At 33.8% G+C, this 22241-nt stretch carries 13 protein-coding genes; 2 read left to right on the plus strand and 11 right to left on the minus strand.

Going from position 1 to position 22241, the window contains the following annotated elements; all coding sequences use genetic code 11:
* Positions 1-17: 17 nt before the first annotated feature.
* From AC1RRQ_RS22325 to dnaK, 11 genes are all read right to left on the minus strand, one after another.
* Positions 18-803 (minus strand): glycerophosphodiester phosphodiesterase family protein, encoded by a 786-nt coding sequence (locus tag AC1RRQ_RS22325; RefSeq protein ID WP_493025207.1) that lies wholly within the window; start codon positions 801-803, stop codon positions 18-20.
* A gap of 91 nt (positions 804-894) precedes the next feature.
* Positions 895-3195, minus strand: a complete 2301-nt coding sequence (gene bglX / locus AC1RRQ_RS22330; protein WP_493025208.1) for a beta-glucosidase BglX — start codon at positions 3193-3195, stop codon at positions 895-897.
* A 10-nt stretch (positions 3196-3205) separates the two neighbouring features.
* Positions 3206-3919 carry a carboxylesterase family protein gene (locus tag AC1RRQ_RS22335; RefSeq protein ID WP_493025209.1) on the minus strand — a complete coding sequence of 238 codons (714 nt, stop codon included), beginning with the start codon at positions 3917-3919 and terminating at the stop codon, positions 3206-3208.
* Between the two features lie 6 nt (positions 3920-3925).
* Complete coding sequence (locus AC1RRQ_RS22340) at positions 3926-5302, minus strand: glucoamylase family protein (RefSeq protein WP_493025211.1); 1377 nt, start codon at positions 5300-5302, stop codon at positions 3926-3928.
* A gap of 68 nt (positions 5303-5370) precedes the next feature.
* Positions 5371-6855 carry a RagB/SusD family nutrient uptake outer membrane protein gene (locus AC1RRQ_RS22345; RefSeq protein WP_493025213.1) on the minus strand — a complete coding sequence of 495 codons (1485 nt, stop codon included), beginning with the start codon at positions 6853-6855 and terminating at the stop codon, positions 5371-5373.
* Between the two features lie 4 nt (positions 6856-6859).
* Positions 6860-9871 carry a SusC/RagA family TonB-linked outer membrane protein gene (locus AC1RRQ_RS22350; protein ID WP_493025214.1) on the minus strand — a complete coding sequence of 1004 codons (3012 nt, stop codon included), beginning with the start codon at positions 9869-9871 and terminating at the stop codon, positions 6860-6862.
* A 244-nt stretch (positions 9872-10115) separates the two neighbouring features.
* Positions 10116-12860 carry a helix-turn-helix and ligand-binding sensor domain-containing protein gene (locus AC1RRQ_RS22355; RefSeq protein ID WP_493025216.1) on the minus strand — a complete coding sequence of 915 codons (2745 nt, stop codon included), beginning with the start codon at positions 12858-12860 and terminating at the stop codon, positions 10116-10118.
* 99 nt (positions 12861-12959) lie between these two features.
* Positions 12960-14144, minus strand: a complete 1185-nt coding sequence (locus tag AC1RRQ_RS22360) for an acetate/propionate family kinase (protein WP_493025217.1) — start codon at positions 14142-14144, stop codon at positions 12960-12962.
* 92 nt (positions 14145-14236) lie between these two features.
* Positions 14237-16330, minus strand: coding sequence for a phosphate acetyltransferase (gene pta, locus AC1RRQ_RS22365; RefSeq protein WP_493025218.1), 2094 nt, complete (start codon positions 16328-16330; stop codon positions 14237-14239).
* Positions 16331-16391: 61 nt separating this feature from the next.
* On the minus strand, positions 16392-17462 hold the full coding sequence (gene corA / locus AC1RRQ_RS22370; protein ID WP_493025220.1) for a magnesium/cobalt transporter CorA: 1071 nt from the start codon (positions 17460-17462) through the stop codon (positions 16392-16394).
* Positions 17463-17675: 213 nt separating this feature from the next.
* Positions 17676-19559, minus strand: a complete 1884-nt coding sequence (gene dnaK, locus AC1RRQ_RS22375; RefSeq protein WP_493025221.1) for a molecular chaperone DnaK — start codon at positions 19557-19559, stop codon at positions 17676-17678.
* Between the two features lie 360 nt (positions 19560-19919).
* Here dnaK and AC1RRQ_RS22380 point away from each other — a divergent pair, with 360 nt between their 5' ends.
* Both AC1RRQ_RS22380 and AC1RRQ_RS22385 read left to right on the plus strand, forming a co-directional pair.
* Positions 19920-21197: a Na+/H+ antiporter gene (locus tag AC1RRQ_RS22380; protein ID WP_493025222.1), complete on the plus strand. Its 1278-nt coding sequence runs from the start codon at positions 19920-19922 to the stop codon at positions 21195-21197.
* Positions 21198-21214: 17 nt separating this feature from the next.
* Positions 21215-22240, plus strand: a complete 1026-nt coding sequence (locus AC1RRQ_RS22385) for a saccharopine dehydrogenase family protein (protein ID WP_493025223.1) — start codon at positions 21215-21217, stop codon at positions 22238-22240.
* The last annotated feature ends 1 nt before the right edge of the window (position 22241 follow it).

Consider the following 22241-nt stretch of genomic DNA (forward strand, 5'->3'; position numbering starts at 1 on the left):
TTTGTATAAGCTCAGGATTATTTTTTAATTTTTAATCTTTCGCTTAAAAGTTCCGGTTCATTTGTGGTGATATAATTGAATTTATGATCAATAATCCAATCCATATCAGCCGCTTCATTGACTGTCCAGGCATTTAGAATCATATTATTTTCTTTTGCCTCTTTAATCCATTCCGGATGTTTTTTAAAGAATGAATAATGATAATCAACGCCATTAATATTGTCCGCTTTTACTTCTTTTGGAGATTTATTTCCTTCTAAATATTGTAAAACTGTTTTGGAATCAACTGCTCTAATTTGTTTTAGAATTTCGTAATCAAAACTTATATAGCAGGTATTTTTATCTGCTTTTAGTTTTTTGATTGTTTCAACCGACATTAGTGCTGTTTTTTTTCCTCTTTCTTTACTTATTTCCGAAGGTTTTATCTCGCAGACTAAAAGGGTGTGTTTGTTGTTTCGCTTACCCTCTGTAATATACTCGTGTAAGGTTGGAAGTTTTTCTCCGTTAGAAAGTTTAAACTTTATTAAATCAGCATAATTTGTTTCTTCGATAAGCAATTTATTATAATGCGCATCATGATTAATTACAAGCGAATCATCGGCTGTTCTCCAAACATCAAATTCTGAACCGGGAAGTTTTAAATCGATGGCGTGTCTTAAAGAGACAATTGAATTTTCAGGAAGATTATTTTTTTTCCATGCACCGCGATGTGCTACTATTGCATTCTCTTTTACAGCACAAGATTGAAAGGCAATTGTTACGGTCAAAAAAAGTGATACTCTGAGTGCTTTAATAGTGTTCATTATTTTAAAATTATAATTTATAAAAAATGTTCTTTTATGAAAAAGCCCTCCGTCAACCAAACGAAGGGCTCTTTACTAATCAATAAACCAACTATTTAGTTAACTCAAAACTAACTTTCTTATCGGCATTTGAATTTCCTCCAACGAAAATATCAAACTGTCCAGGTTCTGCTACGAATTGTAAGTCAGAATTATAAAATTTTAAATCTTCAACCGTGATATCAAAAGTCACCGTTTGTTTTTCACCTTTTTTAAGTGCTATTTTTTGGAAACCTTTTAATTCTCTAACTGGTCTAGTTACTGAACCAACTAAATCTCTAATGTATAATTGAACTGTTTCTTTTCCGTCAAAGTTTCCTGTATTTGTTACATCAACTGTTACTTTTAATTTACCGCTGAAATTCATTTTGTCAGAAGAAATTTTCAAGTTTGAATAATCAAAAGTGGTGTAGCTTAATCCAAATCCAAATGGGAATAAAGGTTCGTTTCTTTCGTCAATATAGTTTGATCTGAATTTTTCGAACTTTCCTTCTGTGTTAGAAAGCGGTCTTCCTGTATTTTTGTGTGCGTAATAAATTGGTAATTGTCCAACACTTCTAGGGAAAGTTGAAGTTAATTTTCCTGAAGGATTTACATCTCCAAATAAAACATCAGCAATTGCATAACCAGCCTCTGTACCAGCAAACCAAACATTTAAGATTGCAGGAACTGTTTTTTCTTCTTCGGTAATAACTAACGGACGACCGTCAAATAATACTACAACAACTGGTTTTCCTGTTTTTAATAAAGCGTTTAATAAATCTTTTTGCGCTTGTGGAATTTCTAAGTTTGTACGGCTGCTAGATTCTCCGCTCATTTCTGCAGATTCTCCAAGTGCAGCAACGATTACATCTGATTGTTGAGCTACTTTTAAAGCTTCAGCTAACAATTCTTCTTTTGAACGTGCATCACGGTGTAATGTTTTTCCAAACATTGTAGCATTAGTTTCAAAAGTTTCATCGTAATCTAAGTTACTTCCTTTTGCATATAAAACTTTTGTTCCTGCTCCTGCAACTTCTTTAATACCTGCTAATAATGAAACTGCATTTTCCATTTTAGTAGCAACACTCCAAGTTCCCGGCATATTTTCTTTAGCATCAGCTAACGGTCCGATTAAACCAATTGTACCCGATTTTTTAAGCGGTAATAATTGATTTTTATTTTTTAACAATACCAATGATTGTGCTGCAATCTGACGTGCTTCTTTTCTGCTGTCTGCTGTAAAGATTTCAGTTTTTGCTCTTTTCTCATCACAATATTTATATGGATCCTGGAATAATCCTAAATCATATTTTGCTTCTAAAATAAGTTTAACAGCATTGTCAATTGTTTCGATAGTTACTTTTTTCTCGTCTAAAGATTTTTTCAAAGTAGTTAAGAAACCTTCTCCAACCATATCCATTTCAACCCCAGCGTTTAATGATAAAGCAGAAACCGCTTGTAAATCACCCATTCCGTGTTCGATCATTTCTGGAATTCCAGTAAAATCTGTTACAACAAAACCTTTAAAGCCCCATTGTTTTCTTAAAACATCTGTCATTAACCATTTGTTTCCTGTTGCAGGAATCCCGTCAATTTCGTTGAAAGAAGCCATAACCGAACCTACACCAGCATCAACTGCCGCTTTGTAAGGAGGGAAATAATCATTAAACATTCTGATGTGACTCATATCTACTGTATTGTAATCACGACCACCTTCTGGTGCTCCGTACAATGCAAAGTGTTTTACACAAGCCAAAATTGAATTATTTTTTGAAAGATCGTGTTGTTGGTATCCGTTAACCATTGCTTTAGCAATTTGGCTTCCTAAATACGGATCTTCTCCTGAACCTTCAGAAACTCTTCCCCAACGCGGGTCACGAGATACATCTACCATAGGAGAGAATGTCCAGTTAATTCCGTCTGCGCTTGCTTCTTTTGCAGCAATCTGTGCACTTCTTTCAATTAAAGCCATATCCCAAGTACAAGACAATCCTAACGGAATAGGGAATGTTGTTTCGTAACCGTGAATAACGTCCATACCAAAAAGTAATGGAATTTTTAAACGGCTTTTTTCAACAGCAATTTTTTGTACTTCTTTAATTTTTTGTACTGATTTTATATTGAACAAACCGCCTACTCTTCCTTCGGCAATATTTTTTGCAACGTTTGAGCTGTTTGCTTGTCCTGTTGTAATATCACCAGATGTTGGTAAATTTAACTGTCCTAATTTCTCGTCTAATGTCATTTTTGACATTAACTCTGCTACAAACTCTGACTTAGGTTTAATTTTCACTGTACTTTTTGTGCTCTTTTTTTGAGCGTAACCCAAAACAGCACATCCTAAAAAAAGTAAGACTAATTTGTTTTTCATTCTATTTTATTTATTTGTTCGTATTCAATTTTATCTGTTTAAACATCCACTCATAAATTTCGGGGTTGTCATAAACTCTTGTCCAGCTGTCATGACCTGCATCATCAAAAATGGTTAACTGAACATCTTTTGCATTGCATTTTTTTAATTCTTTATAAATGGCAATCGCATAATCTACTTTTACTACATCGTCTAATAATCCGTGAAAAATTCTCGTTGGAGTATTAGCAATTTTGCAAGCACTTTCTAATTCGATTAAATCAACAAAACCTGAAATTGGTACCACTGCCGCAAACTTATCAGGATATGAAAGCGCCAAGTTCCAAGCTGCCCATCCTCCAGAGCTTAATCCTGTAACATAAATTCTGCTAGGATCTATTTTGTTCTCCTTCTGAACTTTTAAAATCAGTTCATAAATAGATTCAATGCTCCATTTCTCCTCTTCTTTACACTGCGGAGCCAAAACATAAGTATCTAACTCATGCGTCTTTAAATATTTTAAAGGACCATTGATTTTTACTTTTTCAAGGTCTGTTCCTTTTTCTCCGTCACCTGAAATAAAAACAATTAACGGCTTCTGCTCTTTTATGTTAGCCGGCTTGTGCAATATGTAGCCTAATTCATTATTCGTTACAATAACTGTTTTTATTTTTCCTGAGGTTTCACTTTGCGCAAAGCTAAATACAGAAATAAACAGGAATAATAAGCTTAAGTTATGTTTCATAAAAAATTAGATTCCGTATTTACCAGATTTAAATCCAAGTTTTGTCAAACCTTGTTTTACCTCTGGTGCATTCATAAATAATTTCCACAATAATCCAGTACGGTAATTTTCTAACATCACAACTTCCGGTCCCTGATCAATTGCTAAATAACGTTTTGCAACCCAATTATTCCCTAAACTAAGTGCATCGTAAAAACCAGCATTGCCCCAAGTTTCTGTTTTATGATTTTCATAAAGATTTCTCATTACAGCAAGAGATTCTTTTGGAGTATAAACAATTGAACTGATTGATGCTGTTGGCGAAATAACACCTTGATCGTTACTTGGCATGTGTGCATTATAACCAATCGATCCATCAGGATTTCTAGAATATGATGCTGTTAATCCCCAGTAATTTGGTCCGTAACCTTCAGTTTTCTTAGGATTTTCAACACAGTATTCATAATTGATTTTCGTTTGATTCACATTCAAATCCCAATAATTTGCATACTTGTCTGTTAATTGATTTGGATCTAATCCTACATAAGAATAATGCGCCCAGAATAAAGGGCCGCCGTATTCTTCTGCTCCATTGTGCTTTAAAACTAACGGGATATTATATTTTGTTTTTGAAGTAACAATGCCGCCACTTCTTGCCCATCCTTCGTGGTATGCTTTTGCATCTATAGTATGCGTTGGAGATGAAGCTGCTAATACATAAGTAATTAGACATTCGTTATATCCTTCTAACGGAAAATTCATTTGCCATGCATAAGAAGGAGACCAATGCCAATACAAAACATTTTTATTGTTTGTGTACCATTGCCAATCTACACCTTTCCAAAGTGCATCATATTTTTGTGCTACTGCTTTTTCTTTCTCAGACCCATCTTTAAGATATTCACGAACTGTAATCATCCCTGCAACCAAAAATGAAGTTTCGACTAAGTCGCCGCCATTATCTTTGGTTCCAAAAGGTTTTACTTTTCCTGTATTTCCATCGATCCAATGAGACCATGCGCCATGAAAACGATCTGCTTTGCCTAAAAAATCTGCAATTTTGTTAAGTCTCTCTACACCTTGCTCCTTAGTAATATAACCTTGAGACATTCCTGAAACCAATGCCATTAACCCAAAACCCGAACCACCTGTTGTAACAATATTGGCATCGTTTTCTGGATAAACTCCATCTGGATGGTAACGTTCTCTGGCTAATCCGGAATTAGGCTCTGCATAATCCCAAAAGTATTTAAAAGTTTGTTTTTGAACAACCTCGATAAGCTGTTCGTCACTTAATGCAACAACGCCAGAAGTATTTTCTTCTGCATTTTCTTTTGATTTCTCTGCATTTGATCCACAACTAAAAAAAGTAAAAGCTAAAAATAAAACTGAAATTCTAATCATTATAAAAATTTAAATATTGAATAAATAATCACTTCCCTTAGAATTCTAAGGGAAGTGATTTTAAGATTTTAATTGTAACCAGGGTTTTGAGTAGAATACCCAACTGATTGTTGAATAAAACTAGATGGAATTGGATACAATTCATGTTTTCCAACAACAAAAGTTTTTCCATTAGGGAATTGTAAACTCTTATCTGCTGCCATAGCTGCCTGAGCTTGTCCAGTTCTGATAAGATCAAACCATCTGTCGTGCTCAAAAGCCATCTCAACTCTTCTTTCTTTCCAGATAGCAATTTTAACGTCAGCTTGAGATACTGCTGGTGTATCACCAAGATTAGCTCTGTGTCTCACTTGATTCAATAATGGAATAGCAGCACTTGTTTGTCCTAATTCATTTAACGCTTCAGCTTTCATTAACAATACTTCAGCATAACGTAAATATCTAAGGTTTGTATCTGTAAATTCCAGATTGTAAAAAGCAGAAGAATACGCTTTGTAATTGTACATAGGATTACTTACAGTTGAAGCAACTACTCTGCCATCGTATAAAGTCGAACCTCTAAAAATAATAGTAGCGGCTCTCCTTACATCTCCTGGCTCATAAGCACTAGCTAAGCCTTCCGTTGGTGTATTGAAACCCCAACCCCATCCACCAGCACCACGAGGTGCTTGAGAAACGGTGTAGTTTCCAATACCAAATCCTGGAGCAGTAGGTGAACCAATACCATTAATTTCAAAAATTGATTCAGAACCAAATTCTCCTTCTTTTTTATATTGCAAAGAATAATCAGAAACTAAAGAATAACCTGTTACTTTATCGCAATTATCAATTACAGCCTGCCATTTTTTCTGATACAAACTTACTTTTGCTAATAGTGCATAAGCAGATCCCTGAGAAACTCTGGCAACATCCGAACCTGAATAAGCAGATTTTAAAGGCAGTGCCTGTATTGCATCCTTTAAGTCTTTTTCTATAAAAGCATAAACATCTGCAACTGGCTTACGTGTTAATTGCATTTCTTTATCTGCTTGTGAAATTGGAACAGGAGATAAATGATCTACAATAGGAACTGCTCCATATCCTTTTACTAAAGTAAAATACATAAATGCTCTTAAAAATTTAGCTTCACCAGCTAATCTAGTTTTTAAAGATGGTGTAACCTGATCTAATTTAGGTAACATTTCTAATGCCTGATTAGCTCTGTTAATACCTGCATAATTGTAGTCCCAAATACTTTGAAATGATGGAGTTGAAGCGTTATAAGTTAAAGCATCTACAACATCTTTATCAGTACCAGTATCACCTGGATCTGAACCTTTATCTGCATCATCTGAAATAATACTTGTTACAGCATTCCAGGCAAAAGAAGACATATCCCAAGATAAGAATATATTATAAACTGCATCTACCATTGATGTAGCTCCAGCATCACTATTAACTTGCTCAGGCTCACCAGGTACATTTTTTGTTTGATCTATATCTAAAAAATCATCCGAACATCCAGACATACATAATGCTGAAAGTACAAAAAGTGATATATATAATTTTTTCATAATATTAAAATTTTAAATTAGCCCCAATAACAAATGTTCTTAATGCTGGGTAAGCATCTAACTCAACCCCCTGAGTTCCTTTAACTAAGTCTCCGTCACCCAATACTTCAGGAGAAAACCCTGAAAATTTTTGAGTAATAAATGGATTCATAGCATTTACATAAATTCTACAGTAGTTTATAAAACCTTCTTCTCTAAGAGGAAGTTTATATCCTAGTGTTATATTATTTATTCTAAAGAAATCAGCTGACTCTAAATAGTAAGTTGAAGCAACTGGAACCTGATTAAATGGTGCCGGATTTGATGCTGCTGCATTTGGCAGAGTCCAAAAATCTCTAGTAAGTGAAGCTTCTACATTTTCTCCATAAAAACGTTGTGCTTTTTTACCATTATAAACCTTAGCACCACCAGTACCATAGCCATCAACAGAAAAATCAATATTTTTGTAATTTAATCCTAAAGTAACTCCATAATTAGAAGTTGGTAATACTGAACCAACATATTTTCTATCTTTTGTTTGATCTAAAGCTCCTTGAGGTACTTTATTTCCATTTGCTGCATAATATAACATTTGTCCGTTCGATGGATCTACACCAGCATATTCATACATATAAAAGCTGCCTAAAGGCTGGCCTATTGATGTATTATCAAGCATTTTTGTTGTTTGACCATTCCCTAATGAACCTCCATTAATTACAGCTAATTCTACATCCTTAAGATGAGTTAACTCATTTTTATTATGAGAAAAATTTCCTCCGATCCAATAACTCAAATTATCATTGATTTTATCATCCCAACGTAATGAAATTTCATAACCTTTGTTAGAAACTTCTCCGACATGTGTTGGAGATTCAAGTGTAATACCAGAAGTTGAATAAGGTTTCGAATTCAATATTGCATTTGTGGTATTTTTATTATACCAATCGAAAGTTCCTTTTAATCTATTTTTAAACAACTCAAAATCTAAACCAGCAGATGTCTCTTCAACAATTTCCCATCCTAAACTAGGATCAATTTGAGCAATAATACTTTGACCAGTATTACCATTGTAATCTAATCCTGAACTGAAATATGCTCTATTAAGCGGTACTTTTTGGTTTCCTAATCTACCCCATGAACCTCTTAATTTTAGAAGATCAAGTCCTTTTACATCTGATAGAAAACTTTCTTTAGTTACAATCCAGCCCAAACCAACAGATGGGAATGTTCCCCAACGGTAATCACTAGCATAATTAGAAGAACCATCACGTCTAATTGTTCCTGTTACTAAGTATCTATCTTTTAACTTATATTGAAAACGTCCAAAATAAGAAGCCAATCGTTCTTCATTATCATCAACTGCTTTATAATTTGTTACCCCTCCATTTTGTGCGTAAGGATAATTTTCAAGTGCCCAAAAATTACTATTTGGATTCACATTTTTAATATCTGCAGTTGTTTTACTTCTAGTTCCTCTTACGTTGGCTTCGATACCTGCTGTAACTTCTACATCATGAATTTCTCCAAAAACTTTGTTATAAGTTAAATAGTTTGACAAATTCCAGTTGAAATAATCATCTGTATTTCTTGTCAATGTATTTCTATTTGAACTTTTATCATAATTTGCTGCATCTCTAGTTGGATCAGCTGCTAGCCATGTTGCAACATTATCTACAAAATTGTACTGTTTGTAGGTAAAATATTCTCCATTAAATTGTGACGTAAACTTTAATGATTTTAGAACATCCCAATCTAATTTTAATCCCCCTTGAAGAACAACTGTTTTTTGCTGCTCATCATTTAAATCTAAAGTGGCTACAGGATTTCCTACTGAATTAAATGAATCACCAGTTTCTCCAACAATACCATTTTTTACAAATGGAACACCATATTTTCCATCAGCATATCTAACTGGAACTAATGGAGATTGTCTGTAAGCAGAAGTAAATGCGCTCAAAGGTTTTGGCGTATTTTTTATAGAGCTAACACTAAAGTTTTGGCTTAATTTTAATTTCTCAGAAATCTTATATTCATTATTACTTCTAAAAGTAGTTCTGCCATAATCAGTTCCGTTTAAAATACCCTTTTCTTCATAATTACCTACACTGAAAAAATATTTTATGTTTTCTGAAGATCCAGAAAGAGATATATTATTTTGAGTATATGTCCCTGTTCTTGTAATCTCATCCATCCAGTTGGTATTGTAAGGTTGATTTTCAGAAAATCTTCCTCCTGGAAACTGAGCGCTAAAAGCGGCATTGTTATACTGAATATATTGATCAGCATTAGCCATTCTAACCTTTTTTAAAGGTGTTCTAAATCCTGCGTAACTGTCAATATCAACAGTAACTTTTCCTTTACCAGTTTTGGTCGTAATCATAATTACACCATTTGCTCCTCTTGTACCATAAATAGCAAGGGCAGAAGCATCTTTCAATACCTCATACGAAGTAATATCATTTGTATTGATATTATTAATGTTGTCTGCCGGCATACCATCTACAACGTATAATGGATTTCTACCACCTAATGCTGTACCAACACCTCTAATTACAATAGATGGTGTACTTCCCGGTGCATCTGAAGTAGCTACCTGAACACCCGCAGCTTTACCTTGAATCGCTTGCGAAGCATTAATTACTTTCATCTTGGTAATTTCTTCAGACTTGATTGAGCTCACAGCCGAAGTATTATCAATCTTTTTTCTTGTACCGTATCCAATTACAACAACTTCTTTAAGAGCAGTGTCACCTGATTCTTGTAAAGTAATTGTCATTGGTGCGGCAGTTGCCGGTACAGAAACTGCATCAAAACCTAACATAGAGACTTTTAATATGTCTCCAGGCTTTGCATTGATTGTAAAGTTTCCGTCGAAATCTGCATCAGCAGTCGCTCTAGCATCAGATGAAGCAATGATTGCTCCGGGAATTCCCATTCCGCTGCTGTCTACTACTTTTCCTTTAATTGCTTGTGCCTGTCCAGACATATAAGCTGGTAATAACAGGAGCACAAATAAGCTAAAAATAAAATTTTTCATACAGTTTGTAATCGTTTAAGTTAGTGAAGCCAAATTACGCAATTACAACGTTGTAGTACATCATAAACCACTACAGCATAGCTACATCATTATGTTAAATTTTGTTCATATTAACATGATTATCAACGTAATAAATGTTAAAATAATTTCATTAACACTACATTATGATGTAGTAATGATGTATTGGAATTATATAAATTTTGATGTAGAAAAATATAAATTCTGTAAAAAATAAAGCCGAATCTTACAGAGTTAATAAAAATTTTGACAGGTTTTCGTCCTGTGTTAGATTTAGCTTCTTTCTTAGACGATATCGATGTAATTCAACACCTCTAAAGGAAATATTCATCATAGGTGCAATTTCTTTAGAAGAAAGATTCATTTTTAAATAAACACACAGTTTTATATCCTTAGGAGTTAAATGCGGATACTTTTTAGAAAGATTTATAATAAACTCGTTGTGAATTTGATTCAAGTTCGTTTCAAAAATCTCCCATTCGTGTTTATTTACTTCATTTATCTTAATTGCTTTTTTAATTTCACTTTTCAGCTTATTAAAATCTTTTTCTGAATTTAGAATATTTTGAATATTCTCTATCATCTCACTTTGCTTTGCTATAGACAAAGATTTTCCGGCAACCTCAGATGATTTAGTTTGAAGTTCTAGTTCTAAAATATGTTTTTCATATTCTTGAACATTCAATTCGTTTTCGGCTTTTAATTCCATTTCCAGAATTTCGCGCTGATGCTTTAATTCTTCGGCCTGTAGTTTTAATTTTTGGGTATAGCGAAGTTTATTCCATTTATAATAGAAAAATAACACTGCTCCTATCACTAATAAATAAAGTAAAATCATCCAAAATGAAAAATACCACGGCTGTGCTACTTTAAAATCAAAACTGGAAACTTTTTCATAATTAGCTCCATCATGTTTGAAAATTACAATAGAATGTGAACCGCTGCCAAGATTGTTTAATACAATAGAACCATTTGAAATTGGGATATAATTTTTCTCTCTATTAATCTGATAAAATAAATTTGGTTTACTTGCACCATAAATTCCAGATATCACATTTATTCTAAGTTCTGTATTGTGTTTTATTTTTTCATCGTTAGGCAGTAACACATTATTGTTATAAGCTTCAACTTTTACTCCCTTGTTTTGTTTGTTTTGATATTCTAACTGAAGCGAAATAAAACCATCATCCAGATTTAGTAAATAATGATTCTGACTTTTAAAAATCCTAAGATTTTCATTAATCAATTTTCCTTTATAATACTTTTCCTGAATTATATTCCAGACAAATTTGTTATCATGTGAATATATGTGATACAAAATTCCATCTTGAAGCACCATAAAGTGATCCTGATCTATAGCTACTATATCGGAAATGTTTTTGAAATTAGCATTAAACAATTCGTTTTCTTCTAACTTATTCGAAATCGAATTGAATGTATACCAGACATTATTAATTAGGAAAAGTATCTCATCTCTAAATTCAAAAATTTTGACTCCAAAATCATTTGCGATCTTGCTTTGCTGTGTGATATTCTCAACTTTTTTAGTTTTATAATTATCATCAAATAAAACTCTGTAAAGTCCTCGGTAATTATCTGCTGCCCAGATTTCATTTTTTTTATTTTGGGCAACGTACTTTATAGGTTTTGAAAGATCATTGATTATTTTGTTTTCATTAAGTTTCGATGCATCCTTGTAAGCTACAACACCGCTATAGGTAGACTGAAAATAAGTATCATTGATCATACTTTTAGATAAATTCCAGCCTCCGCTTATATTATTAATTCTGGTAAGTGCACCATTTTCATAACAATAAGTTCCATCGTTATGACCTATAACATATTTATCACCAATTTTAGTAATATTCCAGCCTTGTCCCTGAGTGCTAGGGAGCATCTTAAAATTACCCGAATCAAATTCAAAAATTCCATGATTTGAAGCTATCAAATACCCTTTATCTATAGTTGCAACCGAATAAACAGACCCTAAAATTCCTGAATTATCGTAAAAAAAAGAAATTGGAGAATTTATCTCAACATGAGCAATTCCGTTATCGAGACCAAGCCATAAATCCTCTTCTTTATCAAAACCAATACTTAAAACAGAATTGTTCATCAAAACATTATTCCTGTCAATGTTCTTAAAAGTATTTGTTTTGAAATCGTAAATAAAAACACCTTTATTTCCAGTTCCAACAACAAGTTTATTGTTTTTAATAAACTTAGCAACGTTTATTCCGTTTGATTTTAATGTTTCGTTTAAAGGATTATTCCATGGCTGTAACCCATTTTTTTCTACCGTAAAAATTCCTCTCTTTTGCGTAAAAATATAAGTCTTGCCTTCATACTTTTCGACAGCATGAACAACGGTATTTTTTAAAACATCCCATCCTTTTGGATTAGAAATTTTTGATCCATTCATTTTAAACAGACCTTTATTAACAGAAGCTGCATAAACAGCATCATCAATCACAAAACAGTAGGATATTAAAAATGGAAATTTTATTTTTTTTATGTGTTTTCCATCATAAATAAAAACATCATTAAAAGATTGAAAATAAAGTGAATCCTTAAACCTAAAAATTTTCCAGATTTCCTCATTATCCTTTTCATCAAACAATCTAAGATTTTTGGTAATCGAAACATAATGCATTTTGCCCTCTTTTCGGTACCAATATCCAAACTCTTTATAAGAACCCGAGTAAATTCGATCTCCTTCAATTAAAATAGAACGAATAATAGTTTTGTTTGGCAGAGAGTATTTTTCCCAAATTACACCATCATATCGCAATAAATAATGGTTATTGGCAAAATACATGGCCTTATCATTACCCTGAACGACATTCCAGATTTGATTATCGCCTTGGTAATCTGATTTATTATAATTTTCGACAAAGGGAAGTAATTCTTGTGCTTGAATTTGAAAAGCAATGAAAAAGAAGAAAACTGATTTTAAAAGTATCGATTTCAATATATTCGGATTTATATTCAAAGATACTCACAAATATTTATTTTTAAGCGTAAAAAAAGCCTCTCGATTGAGAAGCTTTTGAAAAACTTGATTTATTTTTTAGTTTTGAAGCAGTTGAAAAACCTGATTCGCAATTTCATACTCTTCGTCAGTTGGTACAACTAAAATTTTTGTTTTTGAATCTGAGCTGTTTATTTCTCTTATTTCTTTTGAGCGGACTTGATTTTTCTCGTCGTCGATTTGAATTCCAAAATAATCCATATCTGTACAAATTAATTTACGCATATAAGAAGAATTTTCTCCAATTCCTGCTGTAAATATAATAGCGTCTAGTCCGTTTAATGCTGCTGTGTAAGAACCAATTGTTTTTCTTATTCTATACGCATTCATTAATAAAGCCAATTGACAATCTTTGTTTCCTTCTGATGCTTTCAACTCAATATCACGAAGATCGCTATATCCTGTTAAGCCAAGCATTCCGCTTTGTTTTAACAAAATAGAATTTACTTCGTCCGGCGTATAACCTAAATTTTTAACCAGGTAAAAAATAACTGATTGATCGATATCACCAGCACGAGTTCCCATAATTAAGCCATTTGCAGGCGAGAATCCCATTGTGGTATCAATACTTTTTCCGTCTTTAACTGCGGTCATACTGCAGCCATTTCCTAAGTGAATGGTAATTATTTTTGAATTCTTTTCTAAATAACCAATAGATTTTTCTGAAACATATTTATGACTTGTACCGTGAAAGCCATAAACGCGGACTTTATGCTCTGTTAAAAGAAAATTAGGAATAGCATATTTATAAGCTTCAACCGGAATAGTTTGATGGAAAGCGGTATCAAAAACTGCTACTTGTTTTGCAGAAGCGAATATTTCTTCGGCAACGTTTATTCCAACTAAATGAGCCGGATTATGTAAAGGAGCTAATTCTGAAAGTTCTTTTATTTTTTCTTTAACCTCGTCAGTAATAATGGTTGTATTCGAGAAATAACTTCCTCCATGCACTACTCTATGACCCACTGCTGTGATTTCTGATGTCGTTTTTATAACTCCTGTCTCAGGGTCCAAAAGCATATCGGCTACTTTTTGCAATCCTACTTTATGTGTTGGAATTGGCAATATTTCTTCAAACGAATTTGAAGCTGTTTTAAAGCTGATATTTGACGTTTCTAAACCAATTCTATCTATCATACCGCTGCAAATTACTTCGTTTGCCGGCATAACCATTAATTGATATTTTATTGAAGAACTTCCTGAGTTTATTATAAGTATTTTCATTTATTTAAAGGTGCTAAGATGCTAAGTTTTTAAGGTGCTGCGCTTTTACTAAAAGACTCAACGCAAATTCATAATTTATAATTCATAATTAACTACATTCCCTGTGCCTGAATTGCTGTAATTACGACTGTGTTAATAATATCATCTACAGTACAGCCACGGCTTAAATCGTTTACAGGTTTGTTTAATCCTTGCAGCATTGGACCAATTGCCAAAGCTCCGGTTTCTCTTTGTACTGCCTTATAAGTATTGTTTCCTGTATTTAAATCCGGGAAAATAAGCACGCTTGCCTGCCCTGCAACTTCAGAATCCGGCATTTTGCTTTTTCCAACTGCACGGTCAACTGCAGCATCATATTGAATTGGACCTTCGATTTTTAAGTCTGGACGTTTTTGTTTTACAATCTCGGTTGCAGTTCTTACTTTATCTACCTCATCTCCTTTTCCTGATGATCCTGAAGAATAAGAAAGCATGGCAATTTTTGGTTCAATTCCAAAAGCAGCGCTTGAATCTGCAGATGAAATTGCGATTTCCGCCAATTGTTCAGCCGTTGGGTTAGGATTGATGGCGCAATCTCCAAAAACAGAAACCCTGTCTTCTAAGCACATAAAAAATACAGATGAAACTACTGATGAATTTGGTTTCGTTTTAATAAACTGTAACGCCGGTAAAATAGTATGCTGTGTCGTATGTGCTGCACCAGAAACCATTCCGTCTGCGTGGCCTTTATACACCATCATAGTTCCAAAATACGAAACATCTTCCATTAAATCTCTTGCCATTGTAATACTTACGTTTTTAGCTTTTCTAAGCTCATAATAAGTATTAGCATAATCTTCATAAAATTCAGATTCTATTGGATTTATAATATTCACTTTTGAAAAATCAAGTGTAATTCCAAGTTCTGTTACTTTATTCTCTATCTGTTTTTTATCGCCAATAATTGAAATATCAACCACATTCATGTCCATCAATCTTGATGCAGCTATAATAATTCTGTCATCGTTTCCTTCCGGCAGCACAATATGTTTACGATGTTGTTTAGCTCTTTTAACCATGTTGTATTGAAACATTTTTGGTGTCATACCTTCTGCTTCAAAAGTGATTAATCTTTCAGATAAAGCGTCATTATCAACGTATTTTTCAAAAGTACTTATTGAGGTTTCTATTTTATGCGTGTTGTTAGCATAAATCTCTGATTTTATCTTCCCAATTTTATTTGTAATATGATACGTTCCGCCATCAACAGCGATAATAGGTACAATTGCAGAAAGTCCTTCTATAAGCTTTAAAATGCTCTCTTCCGGAACAATATTTCCTGTTAGAATAATTCCCGAAATTGTTGGATAATTAGCCGATTCATTAGCTTGTAAAGCCCCTAAAATAATGTCTGATCTGTCTCCCGGAGTAATTACTAATGCATTATCATGTAAATGCACTAAATAGTTATGCAATTGCATGGCTCCAACGCTAAAATGCCCAATTTCATTATTCAGATAATTACCTCCAAATAATACTTTGGCATCAAGTTCATTTACAATTTCCTGCATTGTTGGATTGTTTAAACTCGAGATAAGCGGAATTGTATTTACCAATACATTTTCAGGCAGACTTTTCTGCAGACTCTTAGTAACCAATTCAATATTCTCAGGCTGTACCTTATTGGCAATCACGGATAAAACCTCAACATCTTTTACTTTGAAAGAGTCATAAACTAAATACAAATTATCTACTAATTCTTCTAAAGTTTTTCCAACTCCAGATGCCAGTATTATAGTTGGAATTCCAAGATTTTTTGCAATTAAAACATTCAAATCTAATTCAATAGAAGTTCCTTCACCTGTAAAACTAGTTCCTTCGACTAAAACAAAATCAAAACGTTCTTCAAGTTTTTTATATTTCTCAATAATTAAATCTAAAACATCTCCTATTTTCCCTTTGTTTTTCTTTTTAATCAGTTTGCTTTTTGTAATGGCATAGGCATCTTCAAACTTAATATCCAGATTAAAATAAGACAAAACGGTTTCAATATGATTGTCTAATTCACCATCTTCAAAATCTTCTATAATCGGTCTAAAATACCCCACTTTCGCCGTCTTACCAATCAAAATGCTCATTAATCCGAGGGTAATAATTGATTTCCCACTATTATGATCACTGGTTGCTATATATACTGCTTTACTCATAATTTATATTTTGAAACTAAACATTATGTATTTTAAATTGTAATTTTTAATTATTAAAACGCTAAAACCAGCGTCTTTTTTTGAAATAGACTATCAGCCCTATTACCAGCAGAAACATGATCCCCATAACGACAAAATAGCCATTCTGAGTTTTAAGTTCCGGCATGTTTTCAAAATTCATCCCGTATACTCCAACAATAAAAGTCAGCGGAATAAATATGGCCGAAATTATAGTCAGAGTTTTCATGATTTCATTCATTTTTCGGCTTTGTTCCGAAAAGTAGAAATTCGAAGCACTTTCTAATGCGCTCATATCCGATTCTATTTGTTCTAAGAGCTCTAAACTCTTTTGGTGTAGTCTGATAAAGAAATTAAACGTATCTTTCTGAATCAGGCCGTTTTCATCGTCATCTTTAATGGTTTTAAGATAGTACAAAGAATCTCTAAGCGGTACTATAGAACGCTTTAAGAAATTAAAGTTATCACGATGATTTTCAATTTTTTCTAAAATAACAGGATCTGCGCCTTTTTTTGTCAAATTGATCAATTCTTCAATTTTATCTTCTTCATCTTCAATTGTAATGTAGAAGTTTTCCATAACGGCATCTAAAAGTAAATACAAAAGATAATCTACTTTTTTAGTTCTTACAATTCCCGCATGTGTGCGAAGGCGTTCACGGACATGCGTAAAGAAATCGCTTCGTTTTTCCTGAAAAGAAATTAAAACTCCTTCTTTTAAGATAAAACTAATTTGCTCAACGCTTATATTATCTGAGTATTCAGAAGGTAAAAGCGATTTTATATTAAAGAACAGAACGTTTTGCTGTTCTTCTAACTTGGTTCTTTTGGTGGTATTTAAAATATCGGCAAGAAGAAAATCATCCAGCTTAAAATGAGCACCAATTGTTTTAATAAGATTGATATCATTTAAGCCATGAATGTTCAACCAGTTGTTTTTTGTATAATCAAAACAAGAATTTAGGGCAAGAGTTGTAAACTTATCATATTCTACAACATCATTATCATCATACACAAAAAGCTGCATTTCGGTTTCGTGCTCTTTATGCGACCCTGTGTACTCTAATGTAATGTGCTGAAGTTTACGTCCTTTCTTGTATTTGATCTTTCTCATTCAAAAAAAATTTACAATAGTAATATTACGAAAAAGAATCCGAATGGAAAATGACATTTATCATTTTGTCAGAATGAGTGTAGAGACGCACTGCAGTGCGTCTACATCCTAAATATAATCCTAAATTTACCCATAAAAAAAACCGAGCCATTTCTGACTCGGTTTTTATATTCAATTGTAAAGACGCACTGCAGTGCGTCTCTACGGAGTAAATTATTTCACCTCTTCGAATTCAACGTCTTCAACGTTGTCTCCTTGAGACTGCTCTTGTTGTGGAGCAGCTTGTTGTCCTTCACCACCTTGAGCGTACATTGCTTCTGTAGCTGTTTTCCAAGCTGCATTAACATTGTCTAATCCTTTTTGGATTGCATCAAGATCTTGAGATTGGTGAGCCATTCTCAATTCAGTTAAAGCATATTCGATAGCTGTTTTGTGCTCATCTGTAAGTTTATCTCCCAATTCTTTCAATTGACTTTCAGTTTGGAAAATAGTACTATCAGCTTCGTTCAATTTCTCAGCTCTTTCTTTTGCAATTCTGTCAGCATCAGCGTTAGCTTCAGCATCTTTTTTCATTTTTTCGATTTCTTCAGCTGTTAATCCAGAAGAAGCTTCGATACGGATATCGTGAGATTTTCCAGTTCCTTTATCAGTTGCAGAAACTTTGATGATACCATTAGCATCAATATCAAAAGTAACCTCAATTTGAGGAACTCCTCTTGGTGCTGGCGGGATACCATCTAAGTGGAAACGACCAATAGTTTTGTTATCAGCAGCCATTGCTCTTTCTCCTTGTAATACGTGGATTTCAACAGATGGTTGAGAATCAGCAGCAGTAGAGAATACTTGAGATTTTTTAGTTGGGATAGTTGTGTTAGACTCGATTAATTTAGTCAATACACCACCCATAGTTTCGATACCTAAAGAAAGAGGTGTTACGTCAAGTAACAATACATCTTTTACATCTCCAGATAAAACTCCACCTTGAATAGCAGCTCCAATAGCAACAACCTCATCAGGGTTAACACCTTTAGATGCTTTTTTACCGAAGAATTTTTCAACCTCGTCAGCGATTCTTGGCATACGAGTAGAACCTCCTACAAGGATTACTTCGTCGATATCAGATGTAGATAAACCTGCATCTTTTAATGCTTTAGCAACTGGCTCCATAGAACGTTTTACTAAAGTATCAGATAATTGCTCAAATTTAGCTCTAGATAATTTTTTCACTAAGTGTTTTGGTCCAGAAGCAGTAGCAGTTACGTAAGGTAAGTTGATTTCTGTTTCAGCAGAAGATGATAATTCAATCTTAGCTTTCTCAGCAGCTTCTTTTAAACGTTGTAATGACATTGGATCTAAACGTAAATCAATACCTTCTTCAGTTTTGAATTCGTCAGCTAACCAGTCAATAATAACTTGGTCAAAATCATCACCACCTAAGTGAGTATCACCATTTGTAGATAATACTTCAAATACACCGTCTCCTAATTCAAGAACAGAGATATCAAAAGTACCTCCACCTAAATCGTAAACAGCAATTTTTTGGTCAGTTCCTTTTTTATCTAATCCGTAAGCAAGTGCAGCAGCAGTTGGCTCGTTGATGATACGCATAACTTTAAGACCAGCAATTTCTCCAGCTTCTTTAGTAGCTTGACGTTGTGCATCGTTAAAGTAAGCAGGAACTGTAATAACTGCCTCAGTTACTGTTTGACCTAAATAGTCTTCAGCAGTTTTTTTCATTTTTTGAAGTGTCATTGCAGACAATTCTTGAGCAGTGTATAAACGACCGTCAATATCCACACGCGGCGTATTGTTGTCACCTTTTACAACACTGTAAGGAACTCTTTTTGCCTCATCTTGAGTTTCAGCAAAAGTGTGTCCCATAAAACGTTTAATAGAAGCAATCGTTTTTGTAGGATTCGTTACTGCTTGTCTTTTTGCAGGATCACCCACTTTAATTTCGCCACCTTCAACAAAAGCGATGATAGATGGAGTTGTTCTTTTTCCTTCTGCGTTAGGAATAACAACTGCTTCGTTACCTTCCATTACAGAAACACAAGAGTTCGTCGTACCTAAGTCAATTCCGATTATTTTACCCATTTTTTATATATTTAATTTTGATTTAATTTTTATAACTCAGGTGGCATAAGTCAATCTTTGTGCCAATATAAAAAACCAAATAAAATTGTCAGTTTTACTATTGGCACGACAATAATCATCTGACAACATGACATTTTTAAAACCTGACATACGTGGCATACCCTTCTAAATATGTCATAATTAAGGAGCTGTTCCCGCTATCCGCTCTATCTTTTGTGCCGAACCCCGGCACAAAAGGATGTCGCTTCTATCGGGGCTAGGGCACTCTTTTTCATTACTTTTTTTTCGGCATTGTTAAAGCATTTTAATTTTCAATTAAATAATGAATTACTTACATTAGCGCTTTTCTAAATTATAAAAATGGAAAATTACAGCATTATTATTTTCATACTCGCCATTGTTATCGGATTATCTGCCTTTGCTGACAAAGCAAAATTACCCTATCCTATTCTGCTCGTTATTGCCGGAGTTGCAATTGGTTTCGTGCCAACAATGACCGAAATCGAAATAAACCCTGAGATTATTTTTTTATTATTTCTGCCTCCATTATTATATGACGCTTCGTTTAATATCTCTCCTAAAGATTTCAAAACCAACATCAACACCATAAGCACGCTTGCCATAACTTTAGTTTTTCTAACTACATTTTGGATTGCAGTAGTTGCGCATTATATGATTCCAAATATAACCTGGCCGCTCGCATTTGTACTTGGAGCCATACTTTCTGCAACCGACGCCGTAGCAGCAATAAGCATAACCAAAGGACTCGGTATATCTCATAAAACAATTACTATTCTGGAAGGCGAAAGTTTGATAAATGATGCCTCGGCCTTAGTCGCTTATCGATTCGCCGTTGCGGCAGTAATGGGATCTGCTTTTATCATCTGGCAGGCCACATTGCAATTTATTTTATTATTAGGTGGCGGCTTTCTGGTAGGTTTTGTAATGTCAAAAACTCTGGCTGTGATTTTGAAAAAAGTCCACAAAAACGCAAATGTTACGATTAGTTTCATGCTTTTAATGCCATTTGTAACCTATTTAATTGCCGAGCAATTACATGTTTCCGGAGTAATTGCCGTCGTTATTTCAGGATTGGCCATTGCACGTTTTAGCAAAAAAATCTTTCCCGAAAGCTTAAAGAACAGTTCAAGAAGTCTATGGGATATCATCATCTTTTTATTAAACGGATTAATCTTTATCCTCATCGGACTTAATTTTAGATACGTATTAAAAGACATTGACGACGATATGCTATTGCCTTACATTGGTTACGCATTCATCATAACCATTGTTGCTTTATTAATACGATTTGTTAGAATATTTCTGCAAAAAATAAATCTCCAAAAAGCATTTCTAAAAAATCGTAAAGGAAGAAGAAAAATCAGCGAAGATGCACTTCTCGACTTTAACAACAGTATCATTCTGGGCTGGTCAGGAATGCGCGGCATTGTCTCACTTGCCATTGCCATTGGACTCCCAAGATTTCTTGAAGACGGAACTCCTTTTCCCGAAAGAAATGCAATTATCTTTATCTCTGTTGCCGTTGTACTTTTTACTCTTATTGGACAAGGACTTTCTCTGCCTTGGATTGTAAAGAAACTAAATGCTAAAAAAGAAACAGAAAATCAACTATCTTAGTTGAATAAATTTCTCACATGAAAAACAGCATCGCAATTTATGGCGCTTACGGCCACACAGGAAAATTTATTACCGCCGAACTTGATCGCCAGGGATATCAATTAATTCTTTCCGGAAGAGACGAAGAAAAACTGTTACAGCTCCAAAAAGAATATCCTACTTCAATCGTAAAAGCAGCAGATATTAACGATTCAAAAACGTTAGACGATGCATTTTCTACTGCGCAGATTGTCATAAATTGCGCAGGCCCTTTTCTGGACACGGCAGAACCTATAATCAAATCGGCATTGCGATTGGGGATTCATTATATTGATTTAAGTGCCGAACAAAAAGCAGTTTTGGATGTATTTGAACAATTCTCTGAACTGGCAAAAGATAAAATTTTAATAATTCCGGCCGTTGCTTTTTATGGCGGTTTGGGAGATTTATTAAGCACTGCACTAACTCACGATTGGAATCAAATTGACGAAATAAACGTTTATATCGGTCTTGATTCCTGGCATCCTACAAAAGGAACCAGATTAACCGGAGATCGAAATCATTATAAAAGATTAACTTTTAAAGACGGTCAGCTGCAAGAATTACAACCATCTGCTCCAATAAACTGGGATTTTAAAAACCCAATTGGAATTAAAGAAGTTGTAACACTGCCACTTTCAGAAATCATCACTATTTCTCGTCACTTAAAAGCAAATAATATTTCTACTTATCTAAGTCAAAACTCATTAAACGATCTTAGAAACGCAGATACACCTGAGCCAAAACCAACAGATGCAAAAAACAGATCTTCGCAGCTTTTCTCTCTGGAAGTAGTTGCTCTAAAAGACAATCAAAAAAGAACAATTACAGCTCAAGGTCAGGATATTTATGCCGTTACCGCACCTCTGGTTGTCGAAGCCGTAAATAGAATTTTATCTCATAAAACTAATAAACAAACCGGAGTTACTACTCTGGGAGAAGGATTTAATGCAGGAGATTTTTTTAAATCTTTAAACAAAGATGATATCGTGATCTCACCTATACAAGAATCTGATTTAAAATAAT

The sequence above is a fragment of the Flavobacterium sp. GW821-FHT12A05 genome (assembly GCF_058807735.1).